Here is a 15,660-nt window from a genome sequence, read left to right on the forward strand (position 1 = left end):
AGGTAGAGGTTCTAATTATTTCTAGCCAAAGTCAGTCTTTTTCTTTTTCTTCATACATGCTATTAATTCGGTAATACTAGTAAGGGACCTCGCACATAAACCCGAAAAGGACCATATACATTTACAAATGGCAATCTTTTCTATAAACTTTAATGATATATGCGGAATATGACAATTATGGAGGTATACATACGATGACAGATAAAACAATTCAACTTTCCCTCCTTCCATTACGCGGGTTACTCGTTTTACCATCTATGGTCATTCATTTGGATGTTGGACGGGAAAAGTCGATACAGGCACTGGAAAAAGCAATGATGGAAGATCAAACTATTTTCCTCGCTGCACAGAAAAAAGTAAGTGTGGATGATCCTGATCCTGAGAATATATATCGAATTGGAACTGTGGCAAATGTAAAACAAATGCTCAAATTACCAAATGGTACAATTCGTGTTTTAGTGGAAGGATTGTATCGTGCTGAAGTAATTCAATTCGTGGAAGAAGAAGAGCAATTCGTCGTTGAGGTTGCAGAGATAGTTGAGGAACGCGGGGATAAAAATGAAGAAGAAGCATTAATGCGTTCCTTATTAAACCAGTTTGAACAGTATATTAAAGTATCACGAAAAATTAATCATGAAACGTTAGAAACCGTTACCGATATAGAGGAAGCTAGTCATCTTGCGGATATTGTGACATCGCATTTATCTCTCAAATTGAAAGATAAGCAGGAACTACTAGAAACAGCGAATGTAAAAAAGCGAATTCAGCGCTTAATTAAACTTATTTCAAATGAAAAAAAGGTTCTTGACTTAGAGAAGAAAATCGGGGATCGCGTAAAGAACTCAATGGAAAAAACACAGAAAGAATATTATTTGCGTGAACAATTAAAAGCGATTCAGAGAGAACTTGGAGAAAAAGATGGAAAAACAGGAGAAGTCGATCAACTTCGCACTAAAGTTGAAAAATCTGATATGCCTGACCGGGTTTTAGAAGTTGCTTTAAAAGAATTGAATCGATATGAAAAAGTGCCACAAAGTTCAGCCGAAAGCTCCGTTATACGCAATTATTTAGAGTGGCTGATTGCACTGCCTTGGACAAATGAAACACAGGACACTATCGATATTGAACATGCACATAAAATTCTGGATGAAGATCATTATGGCCTCGAAAAGGTGAAAGAACGTGTACTTGAATACTTGGCAGTGCAGAAGCTTACTAATTCAATAAAGGGACCAATCCTATGCATTGTTGGAGCTCCTGGCGTTGGTAAAACCTCTCTGGCCAAATCGATTGCTCGTGCTATTGATCGAAATTTTGTTCGTATTTCCTTGGGCGGGGTACGTGACGAGGCTGAAATCAGGGGTCACCGCCGTACATATATTGGTGCTATGCCCGGTCGAATTATCCAAGGTATGAAAAAGGCACAAACGATAAACCCTGTTTTTCTTTTAGATGAAATAGATAAAATGTCCAATGATTTTAGGGGTGATCCATCTTCAGCAATGCTGGAGGTTTTGGATCCAGAACAAAACAGTAACTTCAGTGACCACTTTATTGAGGAAACCTATGATCTATCTAATGTTTTATTTGTTGCAACTGCAAACTATGTGAACAATATTCCTGGCCCATTGTTAGATAGGATGGAACTTATTTCAATTGCCGGATATACTGAAATTGAAAAACTTCATATCGCAAAAGAACATTTGCTTGGAAAACAACTGAAGGAAAATGGGCTTAAAAAAGGTAATTTACAACTGCGTGATGAAGCGTTATTGAAATTAATCAGGACATATACCAGAGAGGCGGGAGTACGTAGTTTAGAACGTCAAATTGCCCGCCTATGCCGAAAAGCAGCAAAAATCATTGTATCAGAAGACAAGAAAAGGGTTGTCGTTACAGCAAAAAATATAGAGGATTTACTTGGGAAACCTGTTTTCCGTTATGGCCAAATGGAACAGGAAGACCAAGTTGGTACAGCAACCGGTTTGGCATATACTGCTGCCGGTGGGGATACGTTATCAATTGAAGTTTCTCATTATCCCGGTAAAGGGAAACTAACCTTGACAGGAAAACTTGGCGACGTTATGAAAGAGTCTGCTCAGGCTGCTTTTAGTTATATAAGATCAAGAGCAGAAGAATTAAATATTGATCCTGATTTCCATGAAACATATGATATTCATATTCATGTACCTGAGGGTGCAACACCCAAGGATGGTCCGTCTGCAGGTATTACAATGGCAACCGCTTTGGTTTCTGCCCTTTCTGGACGCGCGGTAAGAAAAGAAGTGGGAATGACGGGGGAAATTACTTTGCGAGGCCGTGTATTGCCCATAGGAGGCCTAAAGGAAAAATCCCTAAGTGCACATAGAGCGGGTATTACAACGATTATTATTCCTGAGGAAAATGAGAAGGATATTGATGATATCCCGGAAAGTGTACGAAGTGAATTGACTTTTGTTAAGGTTAATCATTTAGATCAAGTTCTTAAGTATGCGTTAGTGGGGGACCTATATGAAAGTAAATAACGCAGAAATTGTTATCAGTGCGGTAAGCCAAAAACAATATCCAAATGATCGTTTGCCAGAAATTGCATTGGCAGGCAGATCAAATGTTGGAAAATCTTCTTTTATTAATCGATTAATTCATCGTAAAAACCTGGCGCGAACATCCTCCAAACCTGGAAAAACACAAACATTAAACTTCTACAAAATAAATGAATTCTTTTATTTTGTAGATGTTCCGGGTTATGGTTATGCCAAAGTATCAAAGGCAGAGCGCGCAAAGTGGGGCGTTATGATGGAAGAATATTTTGAAACAAGAGATACATTAAAAGCTGTTATACTGATTACAGACGTCCGTCATAAACCAACTGGTGATGATAGTAATATGTATCAGTTCTTAAAACACTTTGACCTTCCTGTTATCGTCATCGCAACTAAACTGGATAAAATCACCAAGGGCAAGCGGGCATCTTATCTAAAGCGTACGAGAGATACACTTGATATGGTAATAGAAGATCCGGTTATTCCCTTCTCATCTGAAACAGGCGAAGGAAAAGATGAAGCATGGTCCACTATCAGAAAATATTTATAGAAAGGTGGCCCACGCTCGAACGAGACAAGATTTCAATTACTTTTATTATAAGACTTCGTATTGATGTTAGTTACCTACTTCCCACATCGATGCGAAGTATTTTTATAAGAGATAAAAGTGTATAATATATCGTCTAGCTCCAGCGCACATCTACTAGCGGAATTCCTGGCGGGACTTCAAAAGGAAGGATATTCGATTAAAATACCCTCTTGCTCAGGCGTGTTTTGTACGTTGTTAAACGGTCAACTCGCGCTATTATTAATCCCTAGAAAACCTAAAATCCATCGTGCCTTATCAATAAGCCGAAATTTTCCGACATATAAAGAGTATTTTTATGTATTTGGGGGTATTTGTAAGGTATCAGAAGATATTTTTATGAGAACAACGTATTTGTACAAATTGTCTGAAATACAGAATGATAGAAAATTCGTATATTGTCTGTCAACTTGCTATAATAAAATATACAGTTCTGAAAGATAGATTCGTAACATACTAAGTTATATATGAACTACTAAACAGAGAAAGGGTGGTTGGTTGATTAAAAAACTGAATATTTTGTTTATTATTGGACTTTTAGCATTCATTTTGGCTGCATGTGGGTCCGAAGAAGGTTCAGACTCAAGTGATAGTGGTGAAAAAGACTCAGGTGATAATGAAGGATTTAAGCTGGTGGAGGATGGCAAACTTACATTTGCTGCCTCTGGGGAATTCAAACCGTTCAGTTTTATGAAGGATGGCAAAATGGTAGGATATGACATCGCAGTCGGGGAAGCAATTGCCGAAAAACTTGGTTTAGAACCTGTTCAACAGAAAGCTAAATTTGCCGGAATTGTTACTGGCGTTAAACAAGGTCGTTATGATGTTGCGGTGGCAAGTCATACAATTACAGAGGATCGTTTAAAAGAAGTCGATTTTTCAGAACCCTATTATTATTCCGGTCCTGTAATATATACTCGGCCTGATAGTGATATCAAGTCAGCTGAAGATTTAAAGGGTAAGGAAATTTCAGTATCAAGAGGATCTACTTATGTAGATATTGCTAAAGAATATACAGAAAATATACCTCAGGTGGATAGTGATGTAGTTGCATTGCAATCACTAGCAAAAGGCCATCATGATGCAGTAATCACAGATAAAATTACTGGTGAAACTGCTATTGAAAACGGCTTGAAAATTGAAAGCCGTGGACAATTAGGTGTAAGTGAACAGGCAGTGGCCGTTGCAAAGGATAATGATAAGTTACAAAAAGCGGTTAATGAAGCATTACAGGAGTTAAAAGAAAGTGGTAAATTGAAAGAATTGGCAATGGAATGGGTTGGTGTCGATATCACCAAAGAACCTAAAGAAATAAAATAATAGTTTTAGGATACAAATGTGCGCAGACTCTGCGCACATTTGTCCCTTTAAAAGGAGTGAACTGTTTGTCAGCAATTACACACTTTTTTGAAGTATTTATAGGCAGTTATGATTTGTTTTTAGAAGGACTTAAATTAACATTTCTATTGTCAGCAGCATCATTAGCTATTGCTTTTATAATTGGCTTGATTTTTGCTATTTTTAAGATCTCTAATATAAAAGTTTTAGAATGGATTGCGGATGCCTATATATGGATTGTCCGCGGAACACCGTTGATTGTACAAATATTTGTCCTTTATTATGGATTGGCTGAAATTGTGCTTCTTTCCCCGTTCTGGGCCGGAACAGCGGGACTGGCTTTCCATAGTGGGGCATATATAGCTGAGATTATTCGTGGATCTATTCAATCGATTGATAAAGGTCAAAGTGAAGCAGGACGTACACTTGGAATGACTAAAGGTCTTACCATGCGCAGAATTATCCTGCCACAGGCCTTTCGACGTGCGGTTCCATCGCTTGGTAATCAATTTATTATTGGAATTAAAGATTCCTCACTAGTCTCTTTTATTGGAATGCAGGAACTATTCGGTGTCGCAAGTACGCAAGGTTCAAACAACTTTGATTACCTGCCATACTATTTAACAGTAGCGGTTTATTACTTATTTATAGTCCTAATTCTTACTTTAATTGTGAATAAACTCGAGAAAAGAATGGCTAGAAGTGATTAACTTAGGGGGTATAGTATGAGCGAAAAACAGGAAATGATTAGGGTTGAAAAATTAAATAAATCATTTGGTAATTTACATGTACTAAAAGATATCGATATGACAGTAACGGAGAGCGATGTTGTTGTATTAATTGGTGCCAGCGGATCTGGAAAGAGTACCTTGCTGCGCTGTCTAAACTTTCTTGAGATGAAGGATAACGGTAAAATCATAATTGAAGGCGAACAAGTTGAGAAAGATACACATAATCTAAACAAAGTTCGTGAACGCGTAGGTATGGTATTCCAACATTTTAATCTATTCCCTCATAAAACAGTTATTGGCAACGTAATCGAAGCACCTACGCAAGTAAAAGGTGTCAAAAAAGATCAGGCAATCAGGGAAGGTAAGGAGCTTTTAGACAAAGTTGGCCTTGGTGATAAGTATAATGTATACCCTTCAACATTATCTGGAGGGCAAAAACAACGTGTCGCGATAGCCCGTGCTTTAGCCATGAAGCCGGATGTTATGTTGTTTGACGAGCCTACATCAGCATTGGACCCTGAACTTGTTGGCGAAGTACTATCTACAATGAAAGAACTTGCTGAAGAGGGAATGACGATGGTTGTGGTAACACACGAAATGGGATTTGCCAGGGAAGTTGGCGATTGGGTCGTATATATGCACGATGGTAAGATAGTTGAGGGCGGAGTTCCAAAAGACATTTTCGATAATCCACAAGAAGAACGTACAAAAGAATTCTTAAGTTCTATTTTATAATTGGCCACAAATCTATAAACTATGACGTATGCAAAGAAAGAGGCAGTCCATTGAACTGCCTCTTTCTTATTTTTTCTTTTTTAAATAATAAACTCCAAGGATTATTAAAACAATTGGCCAAAACTGTTCAACAAATTCCAAAATTTGATATATCCAATTCAAATATGGTGGTAAATTAACGGAAAAAATAACGATCAAGGATAATACGATAAGTATAAGGCCTGGTAAAAAACCTTCCTTCGTTTTAAGAAATCGTACAATGAATGCAATACCTATTATTAGCGGATATACTCCCCAATGATCAATCCAAAAAGAATAGTGATTAATCCCATGGAAATGAATACCAAGACCAAGTATAATGGTGCCTCCGAGCAAGTGCTGATAGTCTTTTGTTTTATAACTATGTATAAGGAACGCTAGACCGATAATAATAAGAAGCGTAGGCCAAGAATAAAAGTCTGTTATTATCGGAAGTTTCAGTTTGCTTAGCAGGAAATATAAGCCAATTCCGATTAATAAATACCCTGCAAAAGCATGTTGTTTTTTCATAATGCATCCCTTTCTGTATACGCTTTTAAACAGGTAGATTCCTTGCTTATAACCACCTGTTATGATAAAGTACATACGAGTTAGTTTAAAATGATTATCTAATAATAATCGTATCATAATTGATTCGAAATCTGTTCACATTTTATCAAAAGTCGAAATTATTTTCTATGTTATACTAATTATAATGAAAGCATTATGTTTTAAGATTTGTTGGGGGTAGATCATGTGCACATACTAAAAGTTGGAATTAACTATAAATCAACCCCAGTTGAAATCAGGGAAAAACTAACATTTTCTGAACAGGACATGGATCACGCTATGCTCTTTCTAAAAACACAAAAAAGTATTTTGGAAAATGTTATTGTTTCTACATGTAACCGTACTGAAATATATGCGGTAGTTGATCAAATTCATACTGGACGTTATTATATAAAACAATTTTTATCTGAGTGGTTTCAGCTGGAACAAGATGAATTCTCTTCTTATTTACGAATTGAAGAGAGTGATGGCGTGGTCGAGCACTTATTTAAAGTGGCTGCCGGGCTTGATTCAATGGTGCTGGGTGAAACTCAAATTCTTGGGCAGGTAAAACAGGCATTTTTAACCGCTCAAAAAATGAAAACAACCGGAACCATTTTAAACGAATTATTTAAACAAGCTATTACATTTGCCAAAAAGGCACATAAAGAGACAGCAATTAGCGAGCATGCTGTGTCTATTAGTTATGCTGCAGTGGAACTTGCCAAAAAGATATTTGGTGACTTGCAAAATAAGCATATTGTCATTTTCGGTGCTGGTAAAATGGGTGAATTAGCTGTAAAGAATCTTCAGGGGTCGGGTGCAACAAAAATTACAATGATCAACCGTACATTTGAAAAAGCGGTTGAATTGGCGGAAAAATTCGGCGCTGTTTCCGAACATGCAGAAAACCTTATGGATGTTTTGCATGATGCCGATATCTTAATTAGCTCAACTGGGGCTGATTCAGTAGTTATAACGAGAGAAATGCTTGATCCAATTCAGAGGAAACGTAAAGGCAGTCCATTGTTTCTTGTTGATATAGCTGTACCACGTGATATTGACCCAGAGGTAGGTAAATTAGACAGTATTTTTCTATACGACATTGATGATTTACAGGATATTGTTGATCAAAATCTTGCTTCACGGCAAAAGGCTGCAGAATCAATAGCGGTCATGGTTGAAAAGGAAATTGTCACCTTTAAAGAATGGCTGCAAACGCTTGGGGTTGTTCCAGTTATATCAGCACTCAGACAAAAGGCATTATCCATCCAGGCAGATACGATGGAAAGCATTGAACGGAAAATGCCTGAGCTTTCCACCAGGGAAAAGAAAGTATTAAATAAACACACGAAAAGTATTATTAATCAATTATTAAAAGAACCGGTAACACAAGCTAAAGAACTTGCCGCTGGCAAAGATTCAGATGAAAAGCTGGAATTGTTCATGGAGATATTTGGGATTAAGGAAGAAGTCCAAAAAGAAATGGACAAGCAATCTAAAAAAAACACTACAGTGAATGAAACAGAATCGAATGGAAAAATATCCTTTCCTTTAGTAGATAAGCTATCAACCAATTAAGATGAAAGGATAATAAGTATGTTTGAATCACGATGGCTATATGAAATTATTTTAATTATTTATGGCTTAAGTTTGACCTGCTACTTCATTGACTTTATTCAAAGTAACCAGAAGGCAAATCGGATCGCCTTCTGGTTACTTAGTATGGTTTGGATTATTCAGAGCTTTTTTTTATGCAAACAAGTATTTTTGGAAAATAGCTTTCCAATTCTGTCTCTATACGATGGATTGTTTTTTTATTCCTTTGTGCTTGTAACACTTTCATTAATTATTAATCGGCTTTTTTCTATTCACTTTATTGTCTTTTTCACAAATTTATTTGGATTTTTTATTTTACTATTATATATATTAACGAAAGCAAAACGAGAAGGGCTTGAGCAAGGTGTACAGCTGGTCAATGAAATTTTGATTACCCATATTACACTTTCAATTGTTTCATATGGCTTTTTTACCTTATCGTTTTTACTTTCGATCATGTACCTGGTCCAGTATAGGTTACTTAAGAATAAGCAGGGAATGAGGTGGATTCGAAGACTTGGTGATTTAAAGCAACTTGACCGGTATTCATTTATGGCGGTTACCCTTGGGGTGCCATTATTATTACTTGGTATTATCCTTGGTGTAGTCTGGGCGTATGTCGCTAACGAAGAATTTTATTGGTTTGATTTAAAAACATTTGGATCCTTTTTGGTTTTGGCTGTATATGTTCTTTACCTGTTACTTCGCGTGATAAAAAGGTATCAGGGCAAAGCAATATCCATCTATAATACGGCAGCATTTTTAATATTAATTATTAACTTTTTATTATTTAGTTTATTATCTAATTTCCACTTTTAAGGAGGAGAAAGAAACATGCGTAAAATAATTGTTGGTACGAGAAAAAGCAATCTTGCGGTTACCCAGACAAATTGGGTTATTAATGAGTTAAAAAAGGCTGGCGTTCAAAATGAATTTGAAACAAAAAAGATTGTGACTAAAGGGGATAAAATTCTTGATGTCACGTTATCAAAGGTTGGAGGTAAAGGACTTTTTGTAAAGGAAATAGAGCAGGCTATGTACGATAAGGAAATAGACTTCGCTGTTCACAGTATGAAGGATATGCCTTCTGTAATGCCTGATGGCCTGATTATTTCATCTATACCGAAACGTGCTGATCATCGTGATGCCTATATTGCCAAAAATCATGTGAAATTAAGTGATTTACCTGATGGAGCAATAGTTGGGACAAGCAGTTTGCGAAGGGCAGCGCAAGTTCTGGCTGAGCGCCCGGATGTAAGGATAAAGTCAGTACGTGGCAATATTGAAACAAGATTGCGCAAATTGCAAGAGGAAGACTATGACGCTATTATTTTAGCAGTTGCCGGTATGCAACGTGTCGGTTGGAATGAAAGTCTTATTACCGAATACCTAGAACCTGAAGTTTGTGTACCTGCTGTTGGACAAGGGGCGCTGGCAATCGAGTCCCGTGAGAGTGATGTTGAAGTACAGGAAATGCTTGCAAAAATTAACCATGCTTTTACAACCAAAACCGTAACAGCAGAACGGACATTTTTAAAACTTCTAGAAGGAAGCTGCCAAGTACCAATTGCAGGCTACGCTTTTCTTGAGAATGAGGAACTTGTTTTAACAGCCCTTGTCGCTAGTGCCGATGGAAAAGTTGTCCTCAAGGAAACAGTCCGCGGAACGGATCCCGAGGCTGTTGGCCGGGAAGCTGCTGAGAAGCTGATTGACCGCGGTGCGAAAGATATAGTAGATGAGGTGAAAGAGGGGCTTAATGAGTAATGTTACGGGCATTACGGGATAAGCGGATTTTGATTACGAGAGAAGAGAATCAGTCTAAGCCGTTTGCCGATTTGGTGGCAGACTTAGGAGGTGTGCCAATTGTCATACCTCTTTTAAAAATTACCTGCAGGCACTATAAGGGTGATCCCCACTTGCTTGAACAATTGTCCAACTATCAATGGATTATTTTCACAAGTGCGAATGGTGTTCATTGCTTTTTCGAAGAGTTCAACAGTAAGACACTGAATGACACTGTCAAATTTGCTGTTGTTGGACATAAAACGGAAATGGCACTAAAACAATACGGAACTACTGCAAGTTTTGTACCTTCTGTGTATAATGCGGAGGTAATGGCTATGGAATATATGCAGGAAATAACAATAAATGGACCATTGCTGATTGTCAAAGGGAGCAGGTCACGGATGGTTATCCAGCAAGCATTTAGCGAAAATGACCTGGCCTTTGATGAACTCGTTATGTATGAAACAACATCAAACACAGAGAACCATTTACTGCTGAACAACACGTTGAAGCAAGGCAGTCCGGACTTTATCACGTTTACAAGCCCATCGACAGTGGAAGCATTTATGGAATGCGGATGTGATAGACAAGTACAGCAGGCACAACAATTACCCTGTGTTTGTATCGGGTCGACTACGGAAGAACGTGCAAGGGAGCTAGGTTTTGTTCAAATTCTTGTGCCCAACCAGTTTACAATTGAGGGTATGGTTGAAAAAATTGCCCATTACATAAAAGAGAAGGGATAGATAGTCATGGCAAATCATTTAAACTTTAAACGGCATCGCAGACTTCGATCATCTGCAACTATGCGTTCAATGGTGCGGGAAACGCATCTTCGAAAAGAGGATTTAATATATCCATTCTTTGTTATTGAGGGGGAAGGAATTCGTAATGAAGTTTCGTCAATGCCCGGTGTATTTCAACTGTCACTTGACAATATTGTTGACGAAATGAAAGAAGTTCGGGATTTAGGAATACCTTCTGTTATCGTTTTTGGCGTTCCAGATGATAAAGATGAGAAAGGGACTGGAGCTTTTGTACATGATGGTATTGTACAACAAGCTATTCGTCTGATTAAACAGGAAGTGCCTGAACTACTTATTATTGCTGACACATGCTTATGCGAGTTTACATCTCATGGCCATTGCGGAGTTGTTCATAATGGGGATGTTGAAAATGATGAATCATTGACCTTGCTAGCAAAAACAGCTGTTTCACAAGTAGAAGCTGGCGCGGATATTATTGCGCCATCCAACATGATGGATGGTTTTGTTATCGCAATTCGCAGTGCGCTTGATAAGGCAGGATATACAAATATTCCGATTATGTCCTATGCGGTTAAATATTCCTCCGCATTCTATGGTCCATTCCGTGAAGCTGCAGATAGTACACCACAATTCGGTGACAGAAAGACCTATCAAATGGATCCCGCCAATCGTTTAGAAGCAATTCGCGAGGCAAAGTCAGATATCGAGGAAGGTGCGGACTTTTTAATTGTGAAGCCTGCTCTTTCATACCTTGATGTGGTAAGGGAAATCAGAGATAATTTTCATGCCCCGGTTGTAGCCTACAACGTTAGCGGTGAGTATGCAATGGTTAAAGCAGCTGCACAAAATGGCTGGATTGATGAAAAAGCTTTAGTAATGGAAAAACTCACATCAATGAAGCGTGCTGGTGCTGATTTAATCATTACTTATTTTGCAAAAGACGTGGCAATTTGGTTAAGCGAATAAATAAAAAATAGTGATGAGGTGAATATGAATGAGACAGTTTAATGAATCAGTAGATGCATATAAAGAAGCGGTGGATATCATGCCAGGAGGAGTAAATTCCCCTGTTCGCGCATTTAAATCAGTTGGTATGTCACCGATCTTTATGGAATCTGGTAAGGGATCCAAAATTAAAGATATTGATGGAAATGAATATATTGATTATGTCTTAAGCTGGGGCCCATTAATTCACGGGCATGCGGATGAGCGTGTAGTCGATAAGTTAAAAGAGACTGCTGCAAAAGGGACAAGCTTTGGCTCCCCTACATTAATAGAAAACAAACTTGCTCAAACAGTAATTGACCGTGTGCCATCCATTGAAATGGTGCGAATGGTTAATTCAGGTACAGAAGCAACCATGAGTGCGCTGCGCCTTGCGAGAGGATATACAGGCCGTGATAAAATATTAAAATTTGAAGGTAATTATCACGGACATGGTGACTCACTGTTGATTAAAGCAGGGTCAGGTGTAGCAACATTAGGCTTGCCAGACAGTCCGGGAGTGCCTGAATCAATTGCGCAAAATACAATCACTGTTCCGTATAATGACATTGAAAGTCTGCGGCTTGCATTTGCTAATTATGGCAGCGAATTAGCAGCCGTAATTGTGGAGCCTGTGTCAGGAAATATGGGTGTTGTTCCACCGAAAAACGATTTCTTGCAAGAATTACGGTCCATTACAAATGAGCATGGGACTGTTCTTATTTTTGACGAGGTAATGACAGGATTTCGAGTAGATTATGACTGTGCACAGGGCCATTTTGGTGTAACTCCTGATTTAACCTGTCTTGGTAAGGTAATTGGTGGAGGACTTCCGGTAGGTGCTTACGGGGGTAAACGTGAGATAATGGAAAAAATTGCTCCTTCCGGTAACATCTACCAGGCAGGAACGTTATCCGGAAATCCATTGGCAATGGTAGCCGGGTATGAAACGTTACAGGCGTTGACCCGCGAGTCTTATTCACAGATCAATGATAAATTGGATCGATTAATTGAAGGGTTTAAACAAGCTGCGATCGACTTTGACATTCCGTTGCACATTAATCGTGCTGGATCGATGCTTGGAGTGTTCTTCACTAATGAGCCAGTCATTAATTTTGAATGCGCTCAAAAAGCGAATTTGGATTATTTTGCCCAATATTATCGGGCAATGATAGAAGAAGGCATCTTCCTTCCGCCTTCCCAATTTGAAGGACTGTTTCTTTCAACAGCACACACTGATGAAGATATAGAATTTACTATCAGGGCAATAAGAAATGCCTTTGCTTCGATAAATAAATAGGCTTTCTAATAAGATTATTGTTTTTGATAGAAAAACCATAAACTCGACATAACAGCAACGCGATTTCCGCTTTAATCCACCGCCGCGGAAAGCAACCTAGCGCATTTTTCGTGTTGCTGGTACGTCGCAATTTATATCAATTACGGTGATATTAGCAACAGACTGTGCGAAAACATCATAATGAAGGTAATAGGCAGCATGTCATCGATTAAATAGGTGGCATGTTTTTTGTTACTCTGACCAGTCGCCTCCGCTTTTCTTGTCCAGCTGCAGCTCCTAGAAGCTGCCGTCATAAGCAAATAACACTACGAACGCAAAACCCATGCGTTCTTCGGTTCCTTGCTTATGCGTCCGCTTCTGACCAGTCGCCTTCGCTTTTCGTTTCTTATTCATATATTCCGACCTTGTTTCATATAGTGATATAAAACATATGTTTATTTTTAAGTGTCAGGAAGGAGGAGGGGTATTTTGTCGCAGGATAATGCTGTGTTTAGTTTTGAGTTGAATGAATCACTATATTTTGAACGAGGACAGGGAGTTGATGAAATTCTTGGGATTTCATTGGAGCCTGAAATATCTATTCAACCATTTAATGACTATATATCAATTAGAGGGGTAATTGAATTAAATGGGAACTATCAAAGGGTGCATGAGGCTGACATATGGGAAAATAATCCCGATGACAGTGACGATTTTTCTTCCAAACGTTATGTGGAACAGGTATTTGATGGTGAAAGGGGAGAACTGTCTTTTTCTCACCGTTTTCCTGTAGAAATCTCTGTTCCAATTTATCGTGTCAATGACATGAACGATGTCACAGTATCAGTTGAATACTTTGATTATGAAATACCTGATCAAAATCAGCTTCGATTAACATCGGTTATAGCAATTCAGGGGATAAATGACAGTGTTGAAAACCCGGCAAATAGTGAAGTGTCAGAAGAAATTACAGAACAAAAAGAGGAAGGCTTAGCTTTTAATAAAGAAGATTCATTTCGTTTTGATATAAAAGAACAATTTGCGGAGCCTGAAATAAAGAATGAACAACAGAAGGAAGAAACTGAGGAATTAGTACGACCGGAAAATACTGTTGAAGTGGAACAGCAAGAAGAGGAACAATATGAAGAGGCACAACGTGAGAAAGAGCCACACGAAGAAGAGAAAATAGAAGAACCTTCGGAAGTGGAAGAAGTGGAATTCCACCCATCACAACAGGAAACAAAATTACAGCAACCCCAGTCAACTGCAGAAGACAGGTATGATGAAGAAGTGGAATTGGTGGAAGAAACCCATAGTAATTCACCCAAGTCATCACTAAAATCAACAGAGAAAAATAAAATGGAAGATACTGATGGGGAGAGAATAGATTATTTGTCCAATATATTTAGGGAGGATGAAGAAAGTTACTCGAAAATGAGATTATGTATTGTACAGGACAATGATACGATCGAAACAATTGCAGAGCGGTACCGAGTTAATCCACTTCAAATTTCCAAACAAAATCATCTGGATGATGAAACGATTAGTGAAGGCCAGTTGCTCTATATTCCATTTAAGCAGTAAAATATTGAAAAAAAGTATTGACAAAAAAATCACCTATCCCCTTGCTGGCTGTGGCAAGGGGGTTAAGTGTTTTCGAATGCGGGGAATTCTATGGATAACAGTAAGAGGCTAAATACATATGGGGAAAAGCTAACCATGCCAGAAACATTTCAGAAAATTGGCTACGCCCATCAGGAGACATCCCAAAGCATTTCAATTGATAAAGAAAAAGTCCAGGAAAATTTTATGCATTATCATAAAAAATGCATCCAGTTTCAGGAACGATTTGATCAGTATATAGAAGAATTTGAGCAAAAACGGTACATGTCACCAGTTGAATTAATGGTTTGTACCCACTATCGTGATATCAATTATTTGTTTAATGAACTGTTTAACCGTATTGAACGATTTAATTCTGAACTCCTGCAAATTAGCGAATGGAAATATTGCCGTTGTTTTGGCGATAAAAATATTAAGCATTTGTTAGTAAAAAGACATTTGTATAAAAATAGTCATGAACATTATTTTAATGGAAGTGCTGTATTGGACGTTGTTGCTATGATTCGATGCCACGTAACGTATTTTGAATGGCAGGATACCGATCTTACAGAAAATTTCGGAGTATATTTGGAATCAAATCAACTCGAACAAGTTGAATTGGAATTACTGGGAATATATTTACTTGATCCGACTGAATACTTTCAAGCTGTTGAAGATTATGCGACAAGAGCAACGAGCAAATCCATGATGGAACATACTATTATCCTTAATCGGCTGCACCGTTTTGCAACCGGGATGTTAGGTTGGACCATCAATAACCTAGCAGCAAAACCAGGCGATTCAGATGATTAAATCCACTCTAAATAAAAGGCTATAAAAATACCAAGTATAATGCCTAATAAAAATACATCAAAAGTGGTCGGGAAAAATAACGTCCGGATTAGCTGAAAAATTAAAATTGGCAGTGTAACCTTCTCAATTACGCAAATACACTGTCTGCACCATGGTGGAATTTTGTAGCGATAGTATCGTGCCATTTTTTTCACACCCTTCACATAATTACTTATTTTTATTATAATATGTTTAAAGCAATCATTTTTGTGCAGGATATAGTAATAATAGTTGATTTTATAAAGATTAGTGGGTAATATGAATAAATAGAAAATAAAAGGCAATGAAATGG

At 37.9% G+C, this 15,660-nt stretch carries 15 protein-coding genes and 1 other annotated feature (1 of these 16 cut by a window edge); of the genes, 13 read left to right on the forward strand and 2 right to left on the reverse strand.

Annotated features, from left to right (window positions below):
• Nucleotides 1-194 precede the first annotated feature (194 nt).
• The 5 genes from lon to CFK37_RS13290 all read left to right on the forward strand — a co-directional run bounded on the left by lon (nt 195) and on the right by CFK37_RS13290 (nt 5,933).
• Nucleotides 195-2,525, forward strand: coding sequence for an endopeptidase La (gene lon, locus CFK37_RS13270; RefSeq protein ID WP_089062304.1), 2,331 nt, complete (start codon nt 195-197; stop codon nt 2,523-2,525).
• Nucleotides 2,512-3,093 (forward strand): ribosome biogenesis GTP-binding protein YihA/YsxC, encoded by a 582-nt coding sequence (yihA, locus tag CFK37_RS13275; RefSeq protein WP_089062305.1) that lies wholly within the window; start codon nt 2,512-2,514, stop codon nt 3,091-3,093. The genes lon and yihA overlap by 14 nt, the downstream gene beginning before the upstream one ends.
• Nucleotides 3,094-3,630: 537 nt before the next feature.
• Complete coding sequence (locus CFK37_RS13280) at nt 3,631-4,449, forward strand: transporter substrate-binding domain-containing protein (RefSeq protein ID WP_089063662.1); 819 nt, start codon at nt 3,631-3,633, stop codon at nt 4,447-4,449.
• Nucleotides 4,450-4,514: 65 nt separating this feature from the next.
• Nucleotides 4,515-5,177: an amino acid ABC transporter permease gene (locus tag CFK37_RS13285; protein WP_089062306.1), complete on the forward strand. Its 663-nt coding sequence runs from the start codon at nt 4,515-4,517 to the stop codon at nt 5,175-5,177.
• Between the two features lie 15 nt (nt 5,178-5,192).
• Nucleotides 5,193-5,933: an amino acid ABC transporter ATP-binding protein gene (locus CFK37_RS13290; protein ID WP_089062307.1), complete on the forward strand. Its 741-nt coding sequence runs from the start codon at nt 5,193-5,195 to the stop codon at nt 5,931-5,933.
• Nucleotides 5,934-5,999: 66 nt separating this feature from the next.
• Here the strand turns inward: CFK37_RS13290 and CFK37_RS13295 are convergent, their stop codons facing one another.
• Nucleotides 6,000-6,482: a LiaI-LiaF-like domain-containing protein gene (locus CFK37_RS13295; RefSeq protein ID WP_089062308.1), complete on the reverse strand. Its 483-nt coding sequence runs from the start codon at nt 6,480-6,482 to the stop codon at nt 6,000-6,002.
• Nucleotides 6,483-6,707: 225 nt separating this feature from the next.
• Between CFK37_RS13295 and hemA the strand changes: the two genes are divergently transcribed.
• The 8 genes from hemA to CFK37_RS13335 all read left to right on the forward strand — a co-directional run bounded on the left by hemA (nt 6,708) and on the right by CFK37_RS13335 (nt 15,329).
• On the forward strand, nt 6,708-8,081 hold the full coding sequence (gene hemA, locus CFK37_RS13300) for a glutamyl-tRNA reductase (protein ID WP_089062309.1): 1,374 nt from the start codon (nt 6,708-6,710) through the stop codon (nt 8,079-8,081).
• Between the two features lie 18 nt (nt 8,082-8,099).
• Nucleotides 8,100-8,918: a cytochrome c biogenesis protein CcsA gene (ccsA, locus tag CFK37_RS13305; protein ID WP_089062310.1), complete on the forward strand. Its 819-nt coding sequence runs from the start codon at nt 8,100-8,102 to the stop codon at nt 8,916-8,918.
• A gap of 15 nt (nt 8,919-8,933) precedes the next feature.
• On the forward strand, nt 8,934-9,863 hold the full coding sequence (hemC, locus tag CFK37_RS13310) for a hydroxymethylbilane synthase (protein ID WP_089062311.1): 930 nt from the start codon (nt 8,934-8,936) through the stop codon (nt 9,861-9,863).
• Entirely contained in the window at nt 9,863-10,630 is a 768-nt protein-coding gene (locus CFK37_RS13315; RefSeq protein ID WP_089062312.1) for a uroporphyrinogen-III synthase, read from the forward strand. Before hemC ends, CFK37_RS13315 begins: the two co-directional genes overlap by 1 nt.
• Nucleotides 10,631-10,636: 6 nt before the next feature.
• The gene (gene hemB, locus CFK37_RS13320) at nt 10,637-11,617 is read left to right on the forward strand and encodes a porphobilinogen synthase (RefSeq protein ID WP_089062313.1); all 981 of its coding nucleotides are present in this window, start codon (nt 10,637-10,639) and stop codon (nt 11,615-11,617) included.
• A gap of 28 nt (nt 11,618-11,645) precedes the next feature.
• The gene (gene hemL / locus CFK37_RS13325) at nt 11,646-12,935 is read left to right on the forward strand and encodes a glutamate-1-semialdehyde 2,1-aminomutase (RefSeq protein WP_089062314.1); all 1,290 of its coding nucleotides are present in this window, start codon (nt 11,646-11,648) and stop codon (nt 12,933-12,935) included.
• A 468-nt stretch (nt 12,936-13,403) separates the two neighbouring features.
• Nucleotides 13,404-14,498, forward strand: a complete 1,095-nt coding sequence (spoVID, locus tag CFK37_RS13330) for a stage VI sporulation protein D (protein WP_157724852.1) — start codon at nt 13,404-13,406, stop codon at nt 14,496-14,498.
• Between the two features lie 90 nt (nt 14,499-14,588).
• The gene (locus tag CFK37_RS13335) at nt 14,589-15,329 is read left to right on the forward strand and encodes a hypothetical protein (RefSeq protein WP_157724853.1); all 741 of its coding nucleotides are present in this window, start codon (nt 14,589-14,591) and stop codon (nt 15,327-15,329) included.
• On the opposite strand, the gene CFK37_RS13340 is transcribed toward CFK37_RS13335, so the two are convergent.
• Complete coding sequence (locus tag CFK37_RS13340; RefSeq protein WP_089062317.1) at nt 15,326-15,514, reverse strand: hypothetical protein; 189 nt, start codon at nt 15,512-15,514, stop codon at nt 15,326-15,328. The two genes, CFK37_RS13335 and CFK37_RS13340, sit on opposite strands and share 4 nt — an antisense overlap.
• A 128-nt stretch (nt 15,515-15,642) precedes the next feature.
• Nucleotides 15,643-15,660: a binding site (T-box leader), on the forward strand; it runs 207 nt beyond the window's last position.

The organism is Virgibacillus phasianinus (assembly GCF_002216775.1).
Taxonomy (GTDB): domain Bacteria; phylum Bacillota; class Bacilli; order Bacillales; family Amphibacillaceae; genus Virgibacillus_F; species Virgibacillus_F phasianinus.